The following is a 23611-nucleotide window of genomic DNA, read 5'->3' as shown; positions in this document are numbered from 1 at the left end:
ACGGGCGTTGTCCGCGCTGCGCTTGTTCGCCTCAGCGGCTCTTCGGGCCAGCTCGGCCCGCTCTGCCTCTGTCAGACTGGTGATCACAGGGACCTCCACATAGGTGCCTGTAGGCGCCGCTCGGAGTTGCAGCTCCGAGCGGCGCGGTTCGTAGAGCCAGCGGATTCCAGCTCCCCACGCCTCGCCCGTACGGCACGAGCGCCGGACGGGCGAGGGAGGCAACCGGCCGCGGCATACGCCGCGCAGATGACCTGACTCCGCGGGTCACCGGCTATCCCGGTGCGCTTGCACGGCGGATCAGGGAGACGCGAAGGGCATCACCACTTGTGCCGGTCCAGCACGAGCAGCGCCCAGGTACTTAACTGCCGCATCAGAACTCCTCTTCTCGCAGGTCATTCGGGTGGCGCACTGCAAGGGGGACTTCGTCCCCACCCTCCGGCCGTTGCTCGCGGTCGCCGGGCCACCTCGCCAGTCGGGCCGAAGCCCATTGCGTCCTACCTGGCCTTTAGCGGGATTGCAGCGTCCCCGCCCTCTGCTGATGAGCAGCCCAAAGAAGGCCCCTCAGGTGTGCTGGGAACCGCCGTCGAGCCTCAAGCTCGATGCAGTACCTCTATTACAGGTACTGCATCGAGTCTCGTCAAGCTTGACGGCGGACTCTCCGCTCCTCACGCCGGAACTTCTTGGTGCACCATCAGAATCGGTGCAGGTGAGGGGCGTTGTTCACCCCACGCGTGGACACCTGGGGGTCGTCTCGCTACGGTCAGGACGTCCCTAGATGTCCCACCGGGGGTTGAGGTGTCCAACGAGCGCTTACGGTCCGCCCTCTTGACCCAGGGCATGACCGTGCAGGACCTGGCCGAAGCGATTGAGGTCAACCCGAAGACGGTTGAGCGCTGGATCACGCAGGGGAAGGTCCCGTACAGGAGGCACCAGTACGCGACCGCATCCGTGCTCAAAGTCGAGGTGACGACTCTGTGGGAGGACTCCCGCATGGTCGATAGCGCGACCGACTTGAGCAAAGCGGAGATCGTGACGGTTTACCCGCATCGGCACATGGTGCCCACCGGCCTGTGGCGGGAGATTTACGGCCGGGCGGCGTCGCATATCGACGTGCTCGTCTACTCCGGACTGTGGCTCTCGGAAGACCCGCTCTTTCACGATCTGCTCAAGGCCAAGGCGCAGGGGAACGCCCAGGTGCGCATCCTGCTCGGGGATCCTGACTGCGCGGCGGTGAAGCAGCGTGGCATAGACGAGGGTCACCAGATCATGGACGGCAAGATCCGCAACGCGCTGATGAACTACCGCCCGCTGTTCCAGAGCCACCCGGACATCGGCTTCCGGCTCCACGATGCGACGCTTTACAACTCGCTGTTCCGTGCTGATGACGAGATGCTCGTGAACACGCACGTCTACGGCATCGGCGCGTACATGGCGCCCGTCCTTCACCTACGGCGCCTGCCAGGCGGGGGACTCTTCGACACGTACGCGAATAGCATCGAGCAGACCTGGGGAGGCGCGCGCCAGGTGACGGAACACGACCTCACGGGAGCCTGAGCATGGGACGCATCGACTACCTTCACGATCCCGACGCCCCGCCGGCCAACTCGGTGGTTCCGTCGGTTGTGGCGTTCGTTCAGAACGACGCAGGCGAGGTGCTGGTCATCCAACGGTCCGACAACGGCCGATGGGCGCTCCCCGGCGGCGGACACGACGTCGGGGAGTCCATCAGCGACACGGTCGTGCGGGAAGTCTGGGAAGAGACCGGAATCAAGGCCGAGGTCGTCGACATGTCCGGGATCTACACCGACCCGGGTCACGTGATGCTGTACGACGACGGCGAGGCGCGCCAGCAGTTCAGCATCTGCTTCCGCGCTCGACCCATCGGCGGAGATGTGCGTACGAGCAACGAGACGACGCAGGTCCGCTGGGTGGCCCCGGCGGACCTGGCAGGACTCGACATCCACCCCACGATGCGGCTCCGTATCGAGCACGCCATGGACCGGACGCGTACGGCTCCCTACATCGGCTGACGCTTCACCGCGGCGACGCGTTCAAGCACGCGGGCGGTACAGGCCATGATCTCCGGCTCAGCGCGCCGGATGAACGTGCCGATCAGGCTGTCCGACCCGTATCGCCCTGCGATCTCGTTCACGCGGTCGACGGGATTCGTCGGGATCCCGTCCGGCGTCGTGTTCATGTCGCAGAAGCAGAGCGCGTCGGAGAGCTCCGCCCGCTCCCGCGGGAACTCGGATTCCAGCTCCTCGCGCAGGCCCCGGGCCTCAGCCTCCATCCAGGCACAGGAGTGATGAGCCACGAGACGGGCCACGCGAGCATCAGCGTTGGCGACGTCCCGCAGGTACCGGGCCCCGTCGAGCGGATGAAATCCGGTCTTGGCAAGGTCGGGGGAATAGCCGATGTCATGGAGTACCGCCGCGGCCTCCAGCAGCTCGGCATCGTCGTCCAGGATCGGCGCGATGATCCGAGCCCGCTCGGCGACCCCGAGCGAGTGCGCCCACCGCCGCGGTAGCGGCTCGGCGAGCAGCGACTCCGCGAGCGGATAGGCCCAGTCGGTCAGTCCGGCGGTGCTCACGCTACGAACGCTCCTCTCGGCCCGGCAGGGCCAGTACGGTTCGCTGCTTGCCTTGCTGGCTCGCCGACAGCAGGCCGGCTGCCTCCAGCTTGTCGAGCGCTTTGGCCACTGTTGGCCGTGAGACGCCGAAGCGCGTAGCCAGGGCGCTCGTGCTGGGGAACCTGTCTCCCACGTTGAGACGCTCCGAACGAATCACCTCAGCGACCAGCTCGGCCAGCGGCCGGCGGTCCCGTTCCTGCCCCGGACGAATGACGCGCCAGCGGCCGCCAGGTACCCGCTCTGCGCGCCCCTCCTTCTCGAGCACGCCAAAGACCCGCAGTGCGACCCCGCGTGAGACCCCATGTTCACGCATGAGCTCCGCCGCTGACGGCAGCTCGGCCATCGCAGGCTCGGCGTCGATCTCAGCCTTCACTACATCGGCGATCTTCAGGAAGGTTCCGCGAGGACTGGCTTCCTGCGACACGCGCGCTCCCTTCTCGTGCTCCTGGTCACGCACAAGAGTGCCACGGTGACCTTTTATGCCGGAGGTCGGGCGCACTGCGGTACAACTTTCTCTGCCACCTCAGGGCGCATCCGCCGTGCACAGCGCGGCGTCGCGCGGTCGCGCGGCCCGGAGATGGGGTGAACCCCGACGTGGCTGCGGCGGTCGGCTCCACGGCTTTTGGCACCTACCCGGTCAGGGGCCTGCGTTGAGCAAGACCACGGGCCACTCGGGGACATTGCAGGCAGGTTGGAAGCCTGCCCGAATTGCCAGCAAGCGTACGGCCTCTTGATCATGCTCGACCACAGCCCGCCTAGGGAAACGGCCAAACCCACTCCACCTTCCATCAAACGCCTGGGAAGCGACGAGTCTCAGGGTCTTCTAGAAGAGCCCCGGATCTTCTTCGGGTGGGCTGGAAGGTTCCTCAGAGCCGTCATTTCCCGTGAATTTTTGCCACGCCGCAGAGCCTCCACCCTTTCCCGGTACTCGCTCAATCTGCTTAGCCTCAGCAAGACGATAGAAGATCCGCTTCACTTCATTTTCGGATCCAATGCCAGTCAACTCGCGAACCCGCTTGTTGGTGATCTCCTCATGCGAGTCAAGCCACTCCATGATGAGCTCTTCCGGCGTCCCGAGCTTCTGATGCCGAATCTCGACGATTACCGAGTTCTCCGCCTGTCGAATTACCGGGTCGCGTAGCTTCAATTTCTTCATTGCGCTGAACGCAGTGTTCAATCCTTCACCCACATCTTTGTTGGGTGGGTCTGGGAATTTATTGATAAGGCGGACGATTGTCCCGTTTCGCGCGAAGCGCTCATCAAGGATATTCTTTTCCGTGATGTGGGCAGGGAGTCTTCCCGGGCTCTCTACTTCAACGCGATTATCGAAAACTCTGACATGTACGTCGTCTGCAATCCCGTAGTCTCGGTGCAGCACGGCATTTGTGATGATCTCATGTAGGGTGACATGCGGATAGGTGATCGACTCCAGGCCTTCAGGGCCGAGCACTCTTACCTGCTCGATAATGTCCGATGTGCGCTGGACGGATGCCCGGATCTGATCATAAAGGCACCCCTCGACGGTCACCGGATCAAAGTCCAGAGTCTCCCGGGTGCCCTGCGACTCCGCGGTTTTATAGCGGTAAATCTTGATTGCCGATCGCTTGGGCAACGCCGCTTGAGGCTCATCTGAAAATAGGAGCAGGGCGGCTACCGTAGGTTTCCCGTCATGGATTAGTAGTTGCTTTTTCAGCCAGGGCAAGGGTTCAGCGCTGGGGGTCACCGCCAACATGAATCCAATTATGGTTTCCGAGTTCGAGACGGCTTCAAGGGGCGCCAAGACTGTTTGAGCTTCGAAAGATGTAATCCCCTTGTTTCGGGACAGGCGATCAAGATCAGATGGCAACACGTAAGGAATGCTTTGCGCGCCCCGGCGCACGTACACTTTTCCATCAGACGCCTGAACCACTGCTCGCGTCTTTTGGACAGTGACATGCAGCACCAGTCCGGGGGAGGACTCCGGAGCCTGCAAGAACTCGTAGGAGAAATCTTGCCCCAGGGGGAAGAGCCCCTCAAAAGCCTGAATATGCCCGTTGGCCTCTTCAACCCCAGGGAAGCCCCTCCACCTTCTTAGCCGCTTCCCTTTGTCGATCTCGTCAATCCCGATATACAGCTCGCCACCGTCCGCGTTGGCGAAAGCCGCAATGGTTTTCGTCAGCTTACCGGGTGCAATGTCAACCGACTTCAGATCAGAGAAATGCGCCTCGTCAAGGTCGAGGATCTTGGCGACATCGTTCGCTGTGACGTGAACCACCTGGATCGACATCCCGTGATGATGTCACAAGACGGTGCGTCCAGGGCGGAGTTGGGTACCCAACTCTGTCAGCCCAGCCGGGCGCAAGCGTGCGCCCCCAAGCAACCGTCTCGGACCGTCGTGCACCAATTCGCGCGGCCGTGCGCCTTCCGCTGTCGGCATACGCCAACGACCCTGGTTCGGTCTACAGGACAGTCGAGGCTCAGGGGTGGGAATCGTGGCTCGTGTGCAGTCGAGGTGTGGGGCACTAACGCAGAGTGGGAGTCGTTGCCGCAGGCTTGCCATGGTGGGCGCATCAAGGTGCAACCTTCACCGTGGCGACTGGTCCGTGTACACCATCGAGAGGCGCAAGGAAGCCGAGCGCAAAGCGAAGGCGCGTGGGCGTCGCAAGTGAGCCTGCGGTGTGGTCACATCCCCGGCTGACATCAACGGCAGCGATCAACGGCGGCGCCAAGCGGTCTGATGCAGCCGCAATGGCAGCGGACCGACTGTGCGCTGAGGCCGTCCGGTCGAGCTCCTAACACGGTGGTCGGCGCACCGTGGTCAACCGTGGTCCAGCGCCTTCTCGGTTACCCGAGGGCTTGGTAGCACCTGGCGGCTCCTCTGTGCCTGCTCTCGGACCAGCGCGCTGAGTTCAGCCGGCGTGGGCCACGGGGCGGCCCGGTGGATCATCCGGTGACAGTTGGAGCAGATGAGAGCCAAGTCGGAGAGCTTTGTCGTGCCCTCGCCGGCCTCGTGGAGCGGTACGACGTGATGGCACTCGATGTAGCCCTCGCCGCGTTCGCCGTAGACCGCGGCGAAGTCGAAGCCGCACGCCTCGCATGCGAGGGAACCGCCCGCCTTCAAGACAGAAGCGATCTTCTTCTTCCGCAGGCCCTTGTTGCGCTCTCTCGTCCGGTGGCGGCGGTAGAGAACCTTGCCCTCGGGGGCGCTGGCATCGTCTTCGGCGTCGTCCTCATCGTCGTCCGCGAGGACGGTCTCCAAGGATCCGTGCGCCAGGCCCTCGCGCAGCAGCTTCGCTGCACGGGCCATCTCCTCCGGCCGGTCCAGGAAGTCACGCAGGACTTCGCGGTCCAGTTGCCCGCCCTTGGTCGGCTTCTTGTCGTAGTCAGGGTGGTGTGTGGCGATATCAAAGGTCTTGCGTGCCGCTCCGTTGTGGTTGCGGTACGTCGGGGCGCGCTCTTCGGGCGGGTAGGCGCCCAGGAGCTGCAGGTAGTGGGACAGCTCGGCAATGCGGGGGTCGTCAGCGTCGAGACCCTTCCAGTCGTTACGCGCCACTACGTCGCAGGCCAGGATGATCTCGTCACGTGTCCACTTAGGGCTCCGGGACACCCCGATGGTGAAGCCCTCGCGCTTCAGCCACTCCACTGCGTGACCGCGGCCGACGCCCCCGATGAGCTCTCCATGCGCCAGGGGCCTGCCGTGCTGGTGTTTGTGTGCCACGCCGGCCACTGCTTTGGAGTCGTACTCCTTGCCGTCATGGAGGAGCAGGTACGTGCTCGCCTTGCCGTACTTGTACCGGTCCAGGAACGCCTCCTGTCCCAAGTCGTCGTACTCGGCAAGTGTCTTGAGGATGTCGTCCCGCGAGATCGCTCCCTTTTCCATGGTCGGGAGTGTAGGTGCGGGGTCTGACACGGACCCGCGAGTCTGCCTGGCGTGCACGATCCTGGGCCGTCCCTGGGCCGTCTGTGGGCCGTCGAGCGACGGCCCAGGACGACCAGGGACGCCCGTCAACGACCGCGGCGGCCCCGGCGCAACCACGCGCCGGGACCACCGTCGTGCCTGCTAGACCCAGGTGTCCAGCCACATCCGCGCCCGCCAGTCGTCCATCGGGATCGGTTCGCCCGTGAACAGCGGCCAGAAGTAGATGAAGTTCCAGATGACGAGCAGCACCAGCACGCCCGCCGTCACCGCGCCCAGCATCCTGCGGCGCTCTCCGGGAGCCAGCCCCGGCTCCGGGGGGACCGCCGGTCCCCGTGGGCGGTGGGCCGGGCCGATGATCGCGCCGAGGAGCATCGCGACGGCCAGGCACAGGAACGGGACGAAGACGACCGCGTAGAAGATGAAGATCGTGCGTTCCTGGTACAGGAACCACGGCAGCCAGCCGGCCGCGATCCCGCACGCGATCGCGCCCGCGCGCCAGTCGCGGCGGAAGGCCCAGCGCCACAGGGTGTAGACGACGGCGAAGCACGCGATCCACCACAGCACGGGAGTGCCGATCGCCAGGACCTCGCGGGCGCACTTTTCGGCGGCCGTGACCGGGCAGCCCGCGGTGCCGGCCGCCGGGTCCTCGTAGAAGTAGGAGACGGGACGGCCCAGGACGATCCAGCTCCACGGGTTGGACTCGTACGTGTGACCGGACGTCAGATTGACGTGGAAGTTGTAGACCTCGGTCTCGTAGTGCCAGAAGCTGCGCCACCAGTCGGGGAACACCACGCTCCAGGGGCTGTCCTTGCCCTCGGTCGCCGCCCAGTCCCGGAAGTAGCCCTTGTCCGTGAAGAACCAGCCGGACCAGGAGGCGATGTACGTGGCGATCGCCACCGGCAGGCCGGTGAGGGCCGGCAGGAGGTCCCGCTTCAGCACCGACGCGTAGGGGCGGACCGCGCCTGCCGTCTTCCGCGCGCCCACGTCCCACAGCAGCGTCATCAGCCCGAACGCGGCCAGGAAGTAAAGGCCGTTCCACTTCGTGCCGATCGCCAGGCCCAGCATCACCGCGGCCGCGATCCGCCAGGGCCGCAGGCCCAGCCGCAGGGTCTCGGCGATCCGCGGGTCCGGGCGCAGCACACCCTCCTCGTCCACCGGGAGCGCGTCCGCGAACCGCCGTCTCGCCCGGTCGCGGTCGACGAGCAGACAGCCGAAGGACGCCAGCACGAAGAACATCAGCACCTGGTCGAGCAGCGCCGTGCGGCTCATCACGAAATGCAGCCCGTCCACGGCCATCAGCGCGCCCGCGAGGCACCCGAGGAACGTCGACCGGAACAGCCGTCTGCCGATCCGGCACAGCATCAGGACCGACAGCGTGCCGAGCACGAACACCATGAAGCGCCAGCCGAACGGGGTGAACCCGAACATCTGCTCGCCGATCCCGATGATCCACTTGCCCACCGGCGGGTGCACCACATAGCCGGGGTCCGACGGGATCGGGACCGCGTCCGGGTTCGCCAGGATCGCCTTGTCGACGTCCTTCGGCCAGGAGCCCTCGTAGCCCTGGTTGACCAGCGCCCACGCGTCCTTCGCGTAGTACGTCTCGTCGAATATCACCGCCTTGGGGCTGCCCAGCTGCCAGAACCGCAGCAGCCCGGCGACCAGCGTCACCAGCAGCGGGCCGCCCCACGCCGAGAAGCGCTCCACCCGGCGGGCCGCCCCCGGCGGCACGCCGAGCAGGGACCACAACCGGTCGGAGGGCCGGGTGTACGGCGGCACCAGCCGCTCGCGCAACCCGATGCCGGGCCTGGGCACATGGCCGAATCTGCGCAGGCGCTGCTGCCAGGACGGTGGCTGTTCCGCGACGTCCTGACCGTGCTCGGCCCGTGGGGCGGTACTGGTCACCGCGCCATCGTAGGGAACGCGTCTGTGCGAGGGGCGTGGCCCGCCCTGCGAGGATTGCTCCTGTGACTGGATCGGTGACTGGAACACTCGTACTGGCAGGGACTCCCATCGGCGATGTGGCGGACGCGCCGCCGCGCCTCGCGGCCGAGCTGGAGAACGCCGACGTGGTCGCCGCGGAGGACACGCGGCGGCTGCGCCGCCTCACCCAGGCGCTGGGTGTGCACACCCGCGGCCGGGTCGTGTCCTACTTCGAGGGCAACGAGTCCGCCCGTACGCCGGAGCTCGTGGAGGCGCTGGAGGGTGGCGCCCGGGTGCTGCTCGTCACCGACGCCGGGATGCCGTCCGTGTCCGACCCCGGCTACCGGCTGGTCGCCGCGGCCGTCGAGAAGGACATCAGGGTCACCGCCGTGCCCGGCCCGTCCGCCGTGCTGACCGCGCTCGCCCTGTCGGGGCTGCCGGTGGACCGGTTCTGCTTCGAGGGCTTCCTGCCCCGCAAGGCGGGCGAGCGTCTCGGCCGGCTGCGCGAGGTCGCGGACGAGCGCCGCACCCTCGTCTACTTCGAGGCCCCGCACCGCCTCGACGACACGCTCGGTGCGATGGCCGAGGTGTTCGGCGCGGACCGCCGGGCGGCGGTCTGCCGCGAGCTGACGAAGACGTACGAGGAGGTCAGGCGCGGCGGCCTCGGCGAGCTGGCCGCCTGGGCCGCGGAGGGGGTGCGCGGGGAGATCACCGTCGTCGTGGAGGGCGCCCCGGCCCCGGGCCCGTCCGAACTGGACGCGGACGAACTCGTGCGGCGGGTGCGGGTGCGCGAGGAGGCGGGGGAGCGGCGCAAGGAGGCCATCGCGGCGGTCGCCGCCGAGGCGGGCCTGCCCAAGCGGGAGGTGTTCGACGCGGTCGTCGCGGCAAAGAACGCGGCAGGAACAGGACCGTCGAACGGTAAAGGTCTATCGTGAAAAGCAAAGCTCGGACCGTGCGATCGGGCCTTCCGGAATGCGCCGGCCAAATCCTCGCCAATTAGCCGGAAGGCCTGATGCCATCACGCGGCGACAGGAGTCCACTGGTAACGGACACACCCCCGCCGATCAGGGGGGCAGTGGATCAGGAGGAGCTGGCATGAGTGACACAGCGGGCACCCCGAGCGGCGCGGGACCCCTCCCGGTCGGCGCACCCGAGACGGTGCAGGAGTCCTACGCCTTCGCCTGTATGCGGTGCGGCTACGGCTGGGAGCAGACCTACGACATCGAGCACCACATCGACGGCACGGGCCGGCCCTTCTTCACGTACCGCGTGCAGGGACAGCTCGTTCCCTCCCCGCTGAACCGGCTGACCTGCCTCAACTGCGGTGGGCAGAAGGTCCGCATCATGCGTGCGGGGCAGGTGTCCGGTCTGGCCGAGTCGCTGCGCCGGCAGCACTTCGCGCCGCCGAACTTCGCCACCGCCGGGCCGGTACCGGCGTCCGAACCGGAGCCGAGAGCGCCCAGGCGCCGCCACGGGGCCCGCACGGCCGACGGCCCCGCGCCGGAGGGCGTGGCGACCGAGGGTGCCGCGGCCGAGGCCGCTCTGCCCGAGGGCGAGCCGCGCCGGGGCCTCGGCGGGATGTTCCGCGGCATCCACCGCCGCAGCAAGTGAGCTCATGACGGCCCCACCGGTCCGTGGCCGACATCCGACCCTGTGGCGCCCGCGCCGTTTCCTGGTGGAACATCCGACCCTGTGGCGCCCGCGCCGTTTCCTGGTGGAACATCCGACCCTGCGGCGCCCGCGCCGTTTCGTGGTGGACCGGTGGGCCCGGGTCGCCCGCCCGGGCCCGTTGCGGACGGGTGGGTGCGTCGCGGCCGGGTGAGCCCGAGGTGCCGCGCGTGGGTGCGTGGCCGGGCGTGGCCGTGCGTGACCCGCGGCCGCGCATGCCCCGCTCGCGGTCCGGGCCGCCGTGAGTGAGGCCGTGGCCATGGTCCTCGTACGATCGTGGTCATGAGTGCCAAGTCCAACGACACCCCTCCGCCGCTGCCCGCACCGCTGGCGGTGCCGGTCGCCGACTCGCACACCCATCTGGACATGCAGAGCGGCACCGTGGAGGAGGCGCTGGAGAAGGCGGCGAAGGCCGGTGTGACGACCGTCGTCCAGGTGGGGTGCGACATCGACGGCTCGCGCTGGGCGGCCGAAACGGCCGCCCGCCACGGGAACGTCCACGCGGCGGTGGCCCTTCACCCGAACGAGGCGCCGCGGATCGTCCACGGCGACCCTGTGGAAGGGACCTCTCGGCGACGGGCTGAGGCGCGACCGGGCGGCGGGGACGCCGCCCTCGACGAGGCGCTCGCCGAGATCGACCGGCTGGCCGGACTCGACCAGGTGCGGGCCGTCGGCGAGACCGGGCTCGACCACTTCCGCACGGGCCCGGAGGGCGTGGCCGCCCAGGAGCGGTCCTTCCGCGCGCACATCGAGATCGCCAAGCGGCACGGCAAGGCCCTCGTCATCCACGACCGGGACGCACACGCCGACGTCCTGCGGATCCTGGCCGAGGAGGGCGCCCCGGAGCGCACGGTCTTCCACTGCTACTCGGGCGACGCGGAGATGGCGCGGATCTGCGCCGACGCGGGGTACTTCATGTCCTTCGCCGGCAACGTCACCTTCAAGAACGCCCAGCCGCTGCGCGACGCGCTCGCCGTCGCCCCGCTGGAACTCGTCCTGGTCGAGACCGACGCGCCGTTCCTGACGCCCGCGCCCTACCGCGGTCGGCCCAACGCGCCGTATCTCATTCCGGTCACGGTCCGCGCGATGGCCGCGGTGCGGGGGATCGACGAGGACGCCATGTCGGAGGCGATTGCTTCGAACACGGCTCGTGCATTCGATTACTGAAAGATAACGAACCGTCACATTCCGGGACCTGTCTGGCATGGTGTCGCGACACCGCGTAGTCGGCCTGCTTTGGAGAGTGACGAGGAGCGGCTAGGGTCCCGGCCTCGTGAGCACTTCGCAGGGCAGTCACCGTGCCGCACGCGGCGGTCGCCGCGCCGCCAGGCTCATGGAGCCCCCGCCGCCGCCCGTGCCGCCGGCGCCCGTCAGGGTGCCGCCGCACGGCCCGGCAGCAGCAGTGTCGCCGTACGCGCCGACGGTCACGGCGTTCCGGCCCGGGACGCCCGGGGGCCCTCCCGGCGGCGCCCCCCGGGGACCCGACGGCTCCGGCCCGGCCGGGCGGCCTCCGGGCCCGGACGCACCGGAGCGGCCCCCGGGCCCCGAGGCCGTCACGGCCCGTTGGCCCGCGGCGGGCGCCACCCCCGCCGGAGCCCGTCCCGCCGCGCCCGCCACCCGGGTCGAGGCCGGCCCGGCGACCACCCCCGCCCAGGCCCGCCCCGCGGCCACCCGGGGGGCGGCCCGCCGCGCGGCCCCCGCACCCGCCACCTCCGCTGCCACCGGGGCGGAGCCCGCCCCCACCGGCAGCCGCGCCGCCACCCGGGCCGAAGCCCGGCGCGCCGCGCGCCGCCGGAAGAGCCGGACGTTCCCGCTCGGCGGCCCCGACGGGCTGCGCCGCCTCATCCCGCAGGCCCTCGTCGTCGCCTTCCTCGCGGGCGGCACCACCGCCTTCGTCGCCGCGGACAAGGCCGTCCGCCTCAGCGTCGACGGGGTGCCCCGCACCCTGCACACGTTCGCCGACGACGTGGACGAGCTTCTCGCCGAGGAGGGGCTGACGGTCGGCGAGCACGATCTCGTCGCCCCTGCGCCCGGCACGGACCTCGCCCACGGCGACGAGGTCGTCGTCCGCTTCGGCCGCCCCGTCACCCTCACCATCGACGGCCGCAGCCGCCAGGTGTGGACGACCGCCCGCACGGTCGAGGAGGCGCTGCGCCAGGTCGGGGTGCGGGCGAACGGCGCGCACATGTCCGTCTCGCGCTCCAGGTCCATCTCGCGCACGGGCCTCGACGTCGACGTGCTGACCGAGCGGACCGTCACGCTCATGGCGGACGGCCGGGCCCGCACCATCCGCACGAACGCTGCGACCGCCCGGGAGGCCGTCGAGGCGGCCGGCATCACCCTCGGCGACCTGGACACCACCTCCGTGCCTCCGGACAGCTTCCCGCGCGACGGCCAGACGATCACCGTCATGCGCATCAGCGACACCGAGGAGGTCCGCGACGAGCCCATTCCGTACGACACCGTCCGGACCGACGACCCCGAGCTGCACAGGGGCACCGAGGTCGTCGCACGGGCCGGCCGCGCGGGCGCGCGGCGGGTCACCTACTCGGTCCGGACGGTGAACGGCGTCCGGCAGAAGCCCCGGAAGGTCTCCGAGGCGGTGGTCCGGGAGCCGGTCGCGCAGCAGGTGAAAACCGGCACCAAGCGGCTGCCCGACTCGGTGCGGGGCGCCGACGGGCTCAACTGGGAGGCGCTCGCGCGGTGCGAGTCCGGCGGCAGGCCGGACGCGGTGGACCCGTCGGGCACCTACGGCGGGCTCTACCAGTTCGACACCCGCACCTGGCAGTCGCTCGGCGGGCGCGGCAGACCTCAGGACGCCTCACCCGAGGAACAGACGTACCGGGCGAAGAAGCTCTACGTGCAACGGGGGGCGAGTCCGTGGCCGCACTGCGGCCGTAGGCTGTACCGGTGAGCACCACCGATCCCGATGCCCTCCTCGGCCCCGCCGACATCCGAGAACTGGCCGCAGCGCTTGGCGTACGCCCCACCAAGCAGCGCGGCCAGAACTTCGTCATCGACGCCAACACCGTCCGCCGGATCGTCCGCACCGCCGAGGTGCGCCCCGACGACGTGGTCGTGGAGGTCGGTCCCGGGCTCGGCTCCCTCACCCTCGCGCTGCTGGAGGCCGCGGACCGGGTGACGGCCGTCGAGATCGACGACGTGCTCGCCGCCGCCCTGCCCACCACGATCGCGGCACGCATGCCGGAGCGGAAGGACCGCTTCGCGCTGGTCCACTCCGACGCGATGCAGGTGCGGGAACTGCCGGGCCCGGCGCCCACCGCGCTCGTCGCGAACCTCCCGTACAACGTGGCCGTGCCGGTCCTGCTGCACATGCTGGAGCGCTTCCCGACCATCGAGCGGACGCTGGTCATGGTGCAGTCCGAGGTCGCCGACCGGCTCGCGGCCCGGCCCGGCAACAAGGTCTACGGCGTGCCGTCGGTCAAGGCGAACTGGTACGCCGAGGTCAAGCGGGCCGGGGCGATCGGGCGGAACGTCTTCTGGCCCGCGCCGAACGTCGACTCCGGGCTCGTCTCCCTGGTCCGGCGCACCGAGCCGCTGAAGACGACGGCGAGCAGGGCGGAGGTCTTCGCGGTCGTCGACGCGGCCTTCGCGCAGCGCCGCAAGACGCTGCGGGCCGCGCTCGCCGGCTGGGCGGGCTCCCCGGCGGCCGCGGAGGCGGCGCTGGTCGCGGCCGGGATCTCGCCGCAGGCGAGGGGCGAGTCGCTGACGGTGGAAGAATTCGCGCGTATCGCGGAGCACAAGGGAGCCGGGGAAACCACGTGAGCGTCACCGTACGGGTACCTGCCAAGGTCAATGTCCAGCTGGCCGTCGGCGGGGTCCGGGACGACGGGTACCACGACCTGGCCAATGTGTTCCTGGCCGTCGGGCTGTACGACGAGATCACCGTCACCCCCGCCGAGTCGCTGACCGTGACCTGCACGGGCCCCGGCGCCGACCAGGTGCCGCTGGACCGGACGAACCTCGCCGCGCGGGCGGCCGAACTGCTCGCCGCGCGGTACGGCATCGACCCGGCCGTGCACGTCCACATCGACAAGGACATCCCCGTCGCGGGCGGCATGGCGGGCGGCAGCGCCGACGGCGCGGGCGCGCTCCTCGCCTGCGACGCGCTGTGGTCCACCGGGGCGTCGCGGGAGGAACTGCTCGGCATCTGCGCGGAGCTCGGCAGCGATGTGCCGTTCAGCCTGGTCGGGGGCGCCGCCCTCGGCACGGGCCGGGGCGAGCGGCTCACGGAGCTGCCCGTCGGCGGGGCGTTCCACTGGGTCTTCGCCGTCGCCGAGGGAGGGCTGTCCACCCCGGCGGTCTACCGGGAGTTCGACCGGCTCAACGAGGGCGTCGACGTCCCCGTCCCGGTGGCGTCCCCGCTGCTGCTGGACGCCCTGCGCACCGGCGACGCGGGCGCGCTGGCCGGCGCACTCGTCAACGACCTCCAGCCCGCGGCCCTCTCGCTGCGCCCGTCGCTCGCGGACACCCTGCGCACCGGCACCGACGCGGGCGCGCTGGCCGCGCTCGTCTCGGGCTCCGGACCGACGACCGCGTTCCTCGCGAAGGACGCGGAGTCTGCGGCGCGGATCTCCGAGGTCCTGATCGCCTCAAGCACCTGCCGCACGGCCCGCGTCGCCGAGGCCCCGGCGCGGGGCGCCACGATCCTGTAGCCGAGCCGAGCCGAGCCGAGCCGAGCCGAGCCGAGCCGAGCCGAGCCGAGCCGAGCCGAGCCGAGCCGAGCCGAGCCGAGCGCGGCCGGTTCGGCGGCCGCTGGCACGTACTCAGGCCGGGAGTTGAGTACGAACGCCCTGACCGCCACGCGCCCCCGGACGGGACCGTGGGCGCATGGGATCACGCGTACGAACGCTCGCCGAGGCGACACCGGACACCCGGGACCGTTACGTCGACCTGCTGAGGGTCGTCTCGCTCGGGACCGTCGTGCTCGGGCACTGGCTGATGGCCGCCGTCACCGCCGACGGCGTCGGCAATCTGCTCGCCGTCGTGCCGGAGCTCCAACTCCTCACCTGGGCACTGCAGATCATGCCGGTGTTCTTCTTCGTCGGCGGCTTCTCGCACGCGCTCTCCTACCGCTCCCTGCGCCGCAGGCACCCCGCGGACGACGGAGTCTCGCTCTACGCGGCGTTCCTGCGGGCACGGCTGCGCCGACTGCTGCGGCCCACGATGGTCTTCGTCCTCGTCTGGGGAGTGGCGGCGCTGCTCGTGCAACTGCTCGGCGGTGGCGGCGGACTGACCGGTGTCTCCCTGCGGCTCGTCACCCAGCCGCTGTGGTTCATCGGGATCTATCTGGCGATGGTCGCCTTCACCCCGCCGCTGCTCAGGCTGCACGAGCGGTACGGCTGGGGCGCGTTCGGGGCGCTCGTCGCCGGCGCGGTCCTCGTGGACGTGCTCCGGTTCGCGCTGGGGGTCCCCTTCGTGGAGTTCCTGAACTTCGCCTTCGTCTGGCTGGCCGTGCACCAGCTCGGCTTCCTGCGGGCCGACGGACGCCTCCGGCTGCCGTCGGCGCTGGCGGCGACGGGGCTGGCCGGGGCCGCGCTGCTCGTGGCGGCCGGGCCGTACCCGCTGTCCATGGTCGGCATGCCGGGGGAGAAGGTCTCCAACATGGCCCCGCCGACCCTGGCGCTGCTCTGCCACGGCCTGTGGCTGGTCGGCGCGGTGGAGCTGCTGCGCGCGCCCGGCGCCCGGCTGGTGGCGCGTCCCCGGGTCTGGCGCACCGTCGTCGCCGCGAACGGCGTGGCCATGACCGCGTTCCTGTGGCATCTGACCGCGATGCTCGGCGTCTACGGCGCGCTCCTCGCCGCCGGTGTCACCCTGCCGGAACCGGCCTCGGCCGCCTGGTGGGCGCAGACTCCGCTGAGGATCGCCGCCGCGGCGCTGCTGACGGCGGTCCTGGTCGCCGTGTTCCGCGGCTTCGAACAGCCCTCACCCGCTCCGGTCCGCCCCGGCTCGGGTCCGCTCGCCGCGCTCGGCATCACCCTGTGCCTGTTCGGCGTCCTCGGCCTGTCCATGGTCGGCTTCGCCGGTCTGCTGGACGGCCGCACCGCGACCCTGGTCGCGGTCCCGGTCAGCGCCCCGGCCGCGGTCGCGATGGCGCTGGCGGGCTGGTGGCTGGTGGAACGGTCAGGCTTCGCCGTACGCCGAGACGAAGGCTGACCAGGCCGCGGCGGGGACGGCGAGCCGGGGGCCGTCGGGGACCTTGGAGTCGCGGACGTGGACGGTGCCGGGGCACGCGGCGACCTCGACGCAGTTGTCGCCCTGGGCGCTGCTGTAGCTGGACTTGTGCCAGGGCAGGGCGACTTCGACGCAGCTGTCGCCTTCGGTGCCGCTGTAGCTGGACTTGAACCAGGCGAGTTCGGCGGTGCTCATAACACTCCTCGGATCCGCTCCAGCAGACCCCGGGACTCACCAGGGGTCAGAGCCTGTGAGCGCAGTGTGTCATAGCGCTGTTGGAGCGGGACCACCTCTTTCGGGTCGCCGATCAGCCGGCCGTTCTTCTGTCCCTCGGAGTAGGCGTAACGCCTTCCGTCCGGTCCCTCCAGCAACTGCAACGGGCCGTCAAGGCAGGCGTGGAACTCGCAGCCCAGCGGCATGACTTGCAGCGTCACGTTCCTCGGCTCCGTACTCGCCAGCACATGGTCCAGCATCCCCCGCGTCACCTGCGGACCGCCGAGCCGCTCGCGGAAGACGGCTTCCGCCACGATGAAGCTGAAGGGGACGTTGAGGCGCGTACGCAGCAGCTGTTGGCGCTCCATCCGGGCGGCGAGCTGTTCCTCCACCTGCGCGTCGCTCAACGGCGGTACCGCGTTCTCGAACAGGGTCCGCGCGTACCCCTCCGACTGCAGCAGCCCCGGCACCATCCTGCACTCGTACGTGCACAGGCTCACCGCCGTCCTCTCCCGCCGCGCCCACTCCCTGAACCACGACGCCAGCCCCGGCTGCCGCGTCAGATGCCCGAACGCCCGCCGGAGCGCGCCCGTGTTCCCCAGCGCCGCCTCCGCCAGCTCGACGAACTGCGTGTCCGGCATCCGGCGGCCCAGCTCGATCGAGGCCACCGTGTGCCGGGAGAAGCGCACCATCGGTGCGAACGCCTCCCGCGACAGCCCCGCGTGCTCCCGCAGCCCCTGCACGAACGCCCCGAACGTCCTCAGACTGTCCGACGACACCGGCTCGTCGTCCACCCCGGCCAAATCCGCCACCTCCAGGTGCGTTTCCCAGGCCCCAGGCCCCCAGGCTCCTGGCCTCTGGCTCCCGGCCCCACGCCGACGGCCACCCACGGCCGTCCAGAGCTCACACGGTCAACTGGGGCGACCCACCCAGCGTCGCGACCCGGTCGCGTACTGTCCACTCTCCGTGGGTGTACGGTCGCGCACCGTACGCGCGGACTGCGGACGGTGCGCCCCGACTACCCTGGTAGGTCGATCGATCCCCCTGTCAGGAGAGAAATGGCCGTCAATCTGGTCAATGTCGAGGCAGTCAGCAAGGTGTACGGCACCCGTGCCCTGCTCGACGGAGTGTCGCTCGGCGTCTCCGAGGGGGACCGCATCGGAGTCGTCGGGCGCAACGGAGACGGCAAGACCACGCTGATCCGCATGCTCGCCGGGCTGGAGGAGCCCGACACCGGCCGGGTCACCCACAGCGGCGGGCTGCACATCGGGGTGCTCACCCAGCACGACTCGCTCGACCCCGCCGCCACGATCCGCCACGAGGTCATCGGCGATCTCGCCGACCACGAGTGGGCCGGCAACGCCAAGATCCGCGATGTGCTCACCGGTCTCTTCGGGGGGCTCGACCTGCCCGGCTTCCCGCAGGGCCTGGACACCGTCATCGCCCCGCTGTCCGGCGGTGAGCGGCGCCGGATCGCGCTCGCCAAGCTGCTGATCGCCGAGCAGGACCTGATCGTCCTCGACGAGCCCACGAACCACCTGGACGTCGAGGGCATCGCCTGGCTCGCCCAGCACCTCCGGGCGCGCCGCTCGGCCCTCGTCTGCGTCACCCACGACCGCTGGTTCCTCGACCAGGTCTGCACCCGCATGTGGGACGTCCAGCGCGGGACGGTGTACGAGTACGAGGGCGGCTACTCCGACTACGTCTTCGCGCGCGCCGAGCGCGAGCGCATCGCCGCGACCGAGGAGACCAAGCGGCAGAACCTCGTCCGCAAGGAGCTCGCCTGGCTGCGCCGCGGCGCACCGGCCCGTACGTCGAAGCCGCGCTTCCGCGTCGAGGCCGCCAACGAGCTGATCAAGGACGTGCCGCCGCCGCGCGACACCTCCGAGCTGATGAAGTTCGCCACCACCCGGCTCGGCAAGACCGTCTTCGACCTCGAGGACGTCACCGTCCAGGCCGGGCCGAAGGTCCTCCTCAAGCATCTGACGTGGCAGCTCGGCCCCGGCGACCGGATCGGCCTGGTCGGCGTGAACGGCGCCGGCAAGACCTCCCTGCTGCGTGCCATGGCCGACGCCGCGGTCGGCGACGGCGAACGGCAGCCCGCCGCCGGGCGGATCGTCACCGGCAAGACCGTGCGGCTCGCCTACCTCTCGCAGGACGTCACCGAACTCGACCCCGAACTCCGGGTGCTGGAGGCCGTCCAGCAGATCCGCGACCGCGTCGACCTCGGCAAGGGCCGGGAGATGACCGCGGGGCAGCTGTGCGAGCAGTTCGGCTTCGCGAAGGAGAAGCAGTGGACCCCGGTCGGCGACCTGTCCGGCGGTGAGCGGCGCCGGCTCCAGCTGCTGCGGCTGCTGATGGACGAGCCGAACGTCCTGTTCCTCGACGAGCCCACCAATGACCTCGACATCGAGACGCTCACGCAGCTGGAGGACCTCCTCGACGGCTGGCCGGGCTCGATGGTCGTGATCTCCCACGACCGCTTCTTCGTCGAGCGCACCACCGACCGGGTGCTCGCGCTCCTCGGCGACGCGACGCTGCGGATGCTCCCGCGCGGCATCGACGAGTACCTGGAGCGCCGGGCGAGGGTCGTGCAGGCCGCGGCGCCGGTGCCGGCCGCGCCCGCGAAGCCCGCCGGAGCGGAGAAGTCCGCCGCGGACCAGCGGGCCGCGAAGAAGGAACTACAGAAAATCGAGCGGCAGCTGGACAAGATCTCCGAAAAGGAATCCACGCTGCACTCGCAAATCGCCGAAAACGCCACCGATTTCGAGAAAGTGGCGGAACTCGACGCGCGGCTCCGCGAACTCTCGGTTGAGCGCGAGGAGTTGGAAATGCGCTGGCTCGAACTCGCCGAGGACGCGTAGCGGCGGCGCGCGCCGGTCGCGTAACAACGGCATCACGGCCCGGTTCTCCCTTGGGTACAGGGGCGGACCGGGCCGCCTCTTGACATGGCCCGGGTGATAGAAAGAAGCCCCGCTCGACTGAAGTGACGTTGCGGAATCCATGTCCGATTCGCTCCATTCCAAAGGCACATGCCCGAGGAAAACGCGGGGGAGGCCGGTCGGGCAGCGGGCCGCACGAAGGGGGAAGAGCTGATGACTCAGCCGCCCAGCCAGCAACCGCCGCAGGGAGGCTCCGGGTCTCCGCAGGAGCCTCAGCAGGGCACTCCCCAGCAGCCCGCGCAGCCGCCGCAGATGCCGCCCACGCCGCCGCAGGCACCGCCGGTACCGCCGCAGACCCCTCCGGCGCAGCCCGCCGGCCCGCCGCAGGACGCGCAGCCCGGGTACGGCTACCCGCAGACGGCTCCGCAGCCGGGGTACGGCTACCCGCAGCAGGCTCCCGGTCAGCCGGGCCCGTACGGCCAGCCCGGTCCGTACGCCCAGCAGCCCGGCCCGTACGGCCAGCCCGGTCCCTACGCCCAGCAGCCCGGCCCGTACGGCGCCCACCCCACCCAGCCTCAGTACCCGGGCGCGCCCGTCCCGCCCCCTCCGGGCGGTGGCAGCGGCAACTTCTTCAAGGGCAAGCCCGCCGCGATCATCGGCGCGGCCGTGGCGGCGCTCCTCGTCATCGGCGGCGGCACCTGGTTCGCGCTCAGCGGTGGTGAGGACGACCCCAGGCCCGACGCCACGCAGACCAGCGGCCCGCAGCCGACCGGCTCCGAGTCGGTGGACCAGGGCGACGGCAGCGGCACCGGACGCAAGGAGGTGGACGACCTCAACGCCGGCCGCAAGGACGGCGAGTCCAAGGTGCTCTGGCTGGCCAAGAACGACGTCGACCTGCCGCGCAACGGCGCCGAGGTGTACGGCCCGTGGTTCGCCGGCGACATCGTCGTCAAGGGCATGTACAAGGAGGTCGCGGGCTACTCGGCCGGGGACGGCAGCAAGAAGTGGAGCCTGCCGCTGCCCGCCGAGCTGTGCGCGGCGCCCGTCCGCGGCACCGACGACGGCAAGCTCGTCATCGCCTACAAGGACGGGACGAGCAACAAGGCCAACTGCACCCAGCTGCAGCTCGTCGACCTCAAGACCGGCAAGGCCGGCTGGAAGAAGACGATCACCAAGAAGGGCGCCTTCGACCTGCTGTCCAGCCTCACCCTGGCGATCAGCGGCAACACCGTGACCGCCGCCCGCACGGGCAACGGCGAGGCGTTCCGGATCAGCGACGGCTCACCGCTCTTCGGCAAGCTGCCGGGGAACTGCCAGCCGCAGGCGTTCGCCGGCGGCCCGAAGCTGATCGCCGCCGAGACGTGCCGGACCGGCGACTACGACAAGACCCAGGAGCAGCTCCAGGAGCTCGACCCGACCACCGGCAAGGCCAGGTGGACGTACAAGCTCCCGGTCAACTGGCAGGTGGACAAGGTCTATTCGGTCAGCCCCCTGGTCGTCTCGATGTCGCAGCCCGACCAGAAGAAGTGGAGCGTCGTCGCGCTCAACGCCAACGGCACGCTGCGCTCGCAGATCGACGGCGGCACGGACCGCTACCAGCCGCGCTGCGGTGGCGGCTTCGTCGTCTTCGGTGAGATCCTCGAGGGCTGTGTCGGCGTCGCCGCCGACGCCAACACCTTCTACATGGCGACGGAGCCCAAGGAAGGCGGCACGGCCCGTACCAACGCCGTCGTGGCGTTCGACCTCAACACCGGCAAGCGCAAGTGGCGTGCGGACGCCCCCGCCGAGCAGATGATGATCCCCCTCCGCATGGAGGGCTCGAACGTCCTGCTGTACCTGGAGCCGAAGTACGACTCGGGCGGCGCCGTCGCGACACTCGCGCCGACCGGCGGCAAGCCCACCGTGCTGCTGCAGAACCCCGCGTCGACGTCCTCGATCGAGCGCACCTTCTGGAGCCCCAAGCTCGCCTACCACGACGGCCGGTTCGTCATCGCGAGCGGCCGGGTCAGCGCGAGCAACGACGAGGAGGAGAAGGAGACCAAGACGATGATGGCCTTCGGGAAGTGACCGCGTCCGGCCGGACGCCCCGAACCGGACCACCGGAACGACTCGTTTCCTTCTCACATCCCCCCAGAGGTATGCAGGCATGACGCAACCACCCCAGCCCCCGAACCAGCCTGGCGAGCAGCCGCAACCGCAGCCGCAGCAGCCGAACCAGCCTGGTGAGCAGCCGCCGCAGCAGCAGCCGGGTCAGTCCCCGAACCAGCCGCCGCAGCAGCCGAACCAGTCGCCGGGCCAGCCCCCGCAGGGCGGCTTCGGCGCGCCGCAGGATCCTCCCGGCGTCGCCGGGGGGACCCCCGCTCCGGGCGGCTTCGGTGCGCCCACCCCGCCGCCGCAGCAGCCCGGCTACGGCTATCCGCAGACCCCGCCGGGCCAGCAGCCCGGCTACGGCTATCCGCAGACCCCGCCCGGCCAGCCCGCAGGTTACGGCTACCCCCAGACCCCGCCCGGCCAGCCGACGCAGCCGATGGGCCAGCAGCCCTACGGCTACGGCTACCCGGGGCAGCCCGTGCCGCCGCAGTACGGTCAGCAGCCCGGCGGCCCGGGCGGCGGCAAGAAGCTGAGCACCCAGGCCCAGATCATCATCGCCGCGGTCGTCGCCGTGGTGCTGATCATCGGTGCGGGCGTCTGGTTCGCCGCCACCAAGGGCGACGACGGCAAGGACGACAACGCCAAGGGCTCCAGCCAGGGCGCGGACGGCGGCAAGGAGAAGGCCCTCGGCGGCGGCAAGGAGAAGGCGCCCTCCAACCCGGCGGCCAAGGTGGCCTTCCAGCTGCCGCAGCCGAAGGTCACCGACGTCACCGACGTGAGCGGTTCGTGGGTCACGGACTCGCTGTACGTCAAGACCGGCATCAACTCCGTCGTCGGCTACGACCTCGCCACGGGCACGGTGAAGTGGACCCTTCCGCTTCCCGGTCAGGTGTGCGCCGCGTCCCGCCACGCGACGGCGGACCACAAGACGGCCATCGCCTTCGAGCCCGCCAAGCGCAAGCCCCCGCGGAACTACGAGAAGTGCAGCGAGGTCGGCGCGATCGACCTCAGCACCGGCAAGCTGCTGTGGAGCAAGTCGGCCACGGGATCGGGCGACGAGAAGGCCCGCTTCAACGAGGTCACCCTCAGCGGCGGCACCGTCGCCGCGGGCGGCACCGACGGCGGTGCGGCCTTCGACCTCGCCACCGGTGCGGTCCGGTGGAAGCCCCAGGTCAACGCCGAGAACTGCTACGACATGGGCTACGGCGGCGGTCCCGCCCTCGTCGCCGCCCGCAAGTGCGGCGCCTACGGAAGCCAGTACGTCGTCATCCAGTCCCTGAACGCGCAGACCGGCGCGCCGGTCTCCTCGTTCAAGATGCCCACGGGCGTGGAGTACGCGAGCATCGTGTCCACCAAGCCCCTCGTGGTCGCCGCCGACGTGGGCGACACGGCCGGGGACGGCAGCGGCATCTCGGACTTCTTCGTCGTCGACGAGAAGACCGGCAAGCTGAAGGTCAAGATCTCGGCCGACGCGGACCGGTTCGCCGCGCGCTGCGGCTCCACCGAGGTCGAGACCTGCCGGCACGTCGCCGTCGGCGACAACCGCCTCTATCTGCCCACCGAGGAGCACGAGGGCGCCGGGGAGTACGGCGACACCAACGAGATCGTGTCGTTCGACCTGACCACGGGCAAGCCGACCGCCGAGAAGGCGGAGGCCGGAGACCGGTACACGATCTCGCCGCTGCGCATGGACGGCGGCAACATCATCGCGTACAAGCGGCCTCCGTACGACAAGGGCGGCCAGATCGTCAGCATCGACGGCGGAACCTTCAAGCAGACGGTGCTGCTGGAGATCCCGTCCGACGAGGCGGTGCGCGAGGCGGAGTCCGGCTTCAGCGAGGACTACTCGGAGATCCTTTACACCAACGGACGGCTGTTCATGTCCGAGACGATGCTCAGCAAGCGGAGCGGATCGACTTCGCGACAGGAGTACCTGGTGCTCTCCCTGAGCACGAACTGAACCACCGGGACTCGAGTGACGAGGTCCCCCGCCGGCACCGGGCGGGGGACCTCCGTCGTTCGCCAACTTGCCCCGAACAGCGCGCATTTCGCCGATCCGAGGGATTTCTGATGCGTAGGGCAGCGCGACGTCGAACAAGCGTGTAGCTTGCC

19 protein-coding genes are annotated in these 23611 nt (G+C 70.0%); 12 read left to right on the top strand and 7 right to left on the bottom strand.

Annotation, left to right across the window (positions count from 1 at the left end):
- Positions 1–837: 837 nt before the first annotated feature.
- Together BLT82_RS17995 and BLT82_RS17990 are read left to right on the top strand one after the other, a co-directional pair.
- Positions 838–1554 (top strand): MerR family transcriptional regulator, encoded by a 717-nt coding sequence (locus tag BLT82_RS17995; RefSeq protein ID WP_093656162.1) that lies wholly within the window; start codon positions 838–840, stop codon positions 1552–1554.
- A gap of 2 nt (positions 1555–1556) precedes the next feature.
- The gene (locus tag BLT82_RS17990) at positions 1557–2030 is read left to right on the top strand and encodes an NUDIX domain-containing protein (protein WP_093655991.1); all 474 of its coding nucleotides are present in this window, start codon (positions 1557–1559) and stop codon (positions 2028–2030) included.
- Here BLT82_RS17990 and BLT82_RS17985 read toward each other — a convergent pair.
- From BLT82_RS17985 to BLT82_RS17965, 5 genes are all read right to left on the bottom strand, one after another.
- On the bottom strand, positions 2018–2590 hold the full coding sequence (locus BLT82_RS17985; RefSeq protein WP_093655989.1) for an HD domain-containing protein: 573 nt from the start codon (positions 2588–2590) through the stop codon (positions 2018–2020). The two genes, BLT82_RS17990 and BLT82_RS17985, sit on opposite strands and share 13 nt — an antisense overlap.
- A 1-nt stretch (position 2591) precedes the next feature.
- Complete coding sequence (locus BLT82_RS17980; RefSeq protein ID WP_093656160.1) at positions 2592–3053, bottom strand: GntR family transcriptional regulator; 462 nt, start codon at positions 3051–3053, stop codon at positions 2592–2594.
- Positions 3054–3452: 399 nt separating this feature from the next.
- A complete protein-coding gene (locus BLT82_RS17975; RefSeq protein ID WP_093655987.1) occupies positions 3453–4895 on the bottom strand; it encodes an ATP-binding protein in 1443 nt (480 codons plus the stop codon).
- Between the two features lie 531 nt (positions 4896–5426).
- Positions 5427–6488, bottom strand: coding sequence for an HNH endonuclease (locus BLT82_RS17970; protein ID WP_093655985.1), 1062 nt, complete (start codon positions 6486–6488; stop codon positions 5427–5429).
- Between the two features lie 180 nt (positions 6489–6668).
- A complete protein-coding gene (locus BLT82_RS17965) occupies positions 6669–8432 on the bottom strand; it encodes a dolichyl-phosphate-mannose--protein mannosyltransferase (RefSeq protein ID WP_093655983.1) in 1764 nt (587 codons plus the stop codon).
- A 74-nt stretch (positions 8433–8506) separates the two neighbouring features.
- Between BLT82_RS17965 and rsmI the strand changes: the two genes are divergently transcribed.
- From rsmI to BLT82_RS17930, 7 genes are all read left to right on the top strand, one after another.
- The gene (rsmI, locus tag BLT82_RS17960) at positions 8507–9385 is read left to right on the top strand and encodes a 16S rRNA (cytidine(1402)-2'-O)-methyltransferase (protein ID WP_093655981.1); all 879 of its coding nucleotides are present in this window, start codon (positions 8507–8509) and stop codon (positions 9383–9385) included.
- Between the two features lie 160 nt (positions 9386–9545).
- On the top strand, positions 9546–10061 hold the full coding sequence (locus BLT82_RS17955; protein WP_093655979.1) for a hypothetical protein: 516 nt from the start codon (positions 9546–9548) through the stop codon (positions 10059–10061).
- A 339-nt stretch (positions 10062–10400) separates the two neighbouring features.
- Positions 10401–11285 carry a TatD family hydrolase gene (locus tag BLT82_RS17950; RefSeq protein ID WP_093655977.1) on the top strand — a complete coding sequence of 295 codons (885 nt, stop codon included), beginning with the start codon at positions 10401–10403 and terminating at the stop codon, positions 11283–11285.
- Positions 11286–11451: 166 nt separating this feature from the next.
- Positions 11452–13032, top strand: a complete 1581-nt coding sequence (locus BLT82_RS17945) for a resuscitation-promoting factor (RefSeq protein ID WP_093655975.1) — start codon at positions 11452–11454, stop codon at positions 13030–13032.
- On the top strand, positions 13029–13904 hold the full coding sequence (gene rsmA / locus BLT82_RS17940) for a 16S rRNA (adenine(1518)-N(6)/adenine(1519)-N(6))-dimethyltransferase RsmA (protein ID WP_093655973.1): 876 nt from the start codon (positions 13029–13031) through the stop codon (positions 13902–13904). Before BLT82_RS17945 ends, rsmA begins: the two co-directional genes overlap by 4 nt.
- Positions 13901–14794, top strand: a complete 894-nt coding sequence (locus tag BLT82_RS17935; protein ID WP_093655971.1) for a 4-(cytidine 5'-diphospho)-2-C-methyl-D-erythritol kinase — start codon at positions 13901–13903, stop codon at positions 14792–14794. The genes rsmA and BLT82_RS17935 overlap by 4 nt, the downstream gene beginning before the upstream one ends.
- A 175-nt stretch (positions 14795–14969) precedes the next feature.
- Positions 14970–16295 (top strand): acyltransferase family protein, encoded by a 1326-nt coding sequence (locus tag BLT82_RS17930; protein WP_093655969.1) that lies wholly within the window; start codon positions 14970–14972, stop codon positions 16293–16295.
- Here the strand turns inward: BLT82_RS17930 and BLT82_RS17925 are convergent.
- Together BLT82_RS17925 and BLT82_RS17920 are read right to left on the bottom strand one after the other, a co-directional pair.
- Entirely contained in the window at positions 16263–16508 is a 246-nt protein-coding gene (locus BLT82_RS17925) for a DUF397 domain-containing protein (RefSeq protein WP_093655967.1), read from the bottom strand. The two genes, BLT82_RS17930 and BLT82_RS17925, sit on opposite strands and share 33 nt — an antisense overlap.
- Positions 16505–17338 (bottom strand): helix-turn-helix domain-containing protein, encoded by an 834-nt coding sequence (locus BLT82_RS17920; protein ID WP_244292025.1) that lies wholly within the window; start codon positions 17336–17338, stop codon positions 16505–16507. Before BLT82_RS17920 ends, BLT82_RS17925 begins: the two co-directional genes overlap by 4 nt.
- A 246-nt stretch (positions 17339–17584) precedes the next feature.
- On the opposite strand from BLT82_RS17920, the gene BLT82_RS17915 reads away from it, so the two are divergent.
- The 3 genes from BLT82_RS17915 to BLT82_RS17905 all read left to right on the top strand — a co-directional run bounded on the left by BLT82_RS17915 (position 17585) and on the right by BLT82_RS17905 (position 23459).
- Positions 17585–19390 carry an ABC-F family ATP-binding cassette domain-containing protein gene (locus tag BLT82_RS17915; RefSeq protein ID WP_093655965.1) on the top strand — a complete coding sequence of 602 codons (1806 nt, stop codon included), beginning with the start codon at positions 17585–17587 and terminating at the stop codon, positions 19388–19390.
- Positions 19391–19621: 231 nt separating this feature from the next.
- The gene (locus tag BLT82_RS17910; protein WP_208867954.1) at positions 19622–21475 is read left to right on the top strand and encodes an outer membrane protein assembly factor BamB family protein; all 1854 of its coding nucleotides are present in this window, start codon (positions 19622–19624) and stop codon (positions 21473–21475) included.
- Positions 21476–21554: 79 nt separating this feature from the next.
- Entirely contained in the window at positions 21555–23459 is a 1905-nt protein-coding gene (locus BLT82_RS17905; RefSeq protein WP_208867951.1) for an outer membrane protein assembly factor BamB family protein, read from the top strand.
- The last annotated feature ends 152 nt before the right edge of the window (positions 23460–23611 follow it).

The sequence above is a fragment of the Streptomyces wuyuanensis genome, assembly GCF_900103455.1.
In the GTDB taxonomy this organism is placed as follows: Bacteria; Actinomycetota; Actinomycetes; order Streptomycetales; family Streptomycetaceae; genus Streptomyces; species Streptomyces wuyuanensis.
Note: the sequence above shows the minus strand (reverse complement) of the source record. Positions and strands in the feature narration are given on the sequence as shown.

Coding starts and splice junctions, on each gene's coding strand:
- BLT82_RS17945 (WP_093655975.1), top strand. CDS start 11,452: ATGGAGCCCCCGCCGCCGCCCGTGCCGCCGGCGCCCGTCAGGGTGCCG.
- BLT82_RS17915 (WP_093655965.1), top strand. CDS start 17,585: ATGGCCGTCAATCTGGTCAATGTCGAGGCAGTCAGCAAGGTGTACGGC.
- BLT82_RS17995 (WP_093656162.1), top strand. CDS start 838: ATGACCGTGCAGGACCTGGCCGAAGCGATTGAGGTCAACCCGAAGACG.
- BLT82_RS17925 (WP_093655967.1), bottom strand. CDS start 16,508: ATGAGCACCGCCGAACTCGCCTGGTTCAAGTCCAGCTACAGCGGCACC.
- BLT82_RS17930 (WP_093655969.1), top strand. CDS start 14,970: ATGGGATCACGCGTACGAACGCTCGCCGAGGCGACACCGGACACCCGG.
- BLT82_RS17990 (WP_093655991.1), top strand. CDS start 1,557: ATGGGACGCATCGACTACCTTCACGATCCCGACGCCCCGCCGGCCAAC.
- BLT82_RS17970 (WP_093655985.1), bottom strand. CDS start 6,488: ATGGAAAAGGGAGCGATCTCGCGGGACGACATCCTCAAGACACTTGCC.
- BLT82_RS17955 (WP_093655979.1), top strand. CDS start 9,546: ATGAGTGACACAGCGGGCACCCCGAGCGGCGCGGGACCCCTCCCGGTC.
- BLT82_RS17950 (WP_093655977.1), top strand. CDS start 10,401: ATGAGTGCCAAGTCCAACGACACCCCTCCGCCGCTGCCCGCACCGCTG.
- BLT82_RS17905 (WP_208867951.1), top strand. CDS start 21,555: ATGACGCAACCACCCCAGCCCCCGAACCAGCCTGGCGAGCAGCCGCAA.
- BLT82_RS17975 (WP_093655987.1), bottom strand. CDS start 4,895: ATGTCGATCCAGGTGGTTCACGTCACAGCGAACGATGTCGCCAAGATC.
- BLT82_RS17910 (WP_208867954.1), top strand. CDS start 19,622: ATGACTCAGCCGCCCAGCCAGCAACCGCCGCAGGGAGGCTCCGGGTCT.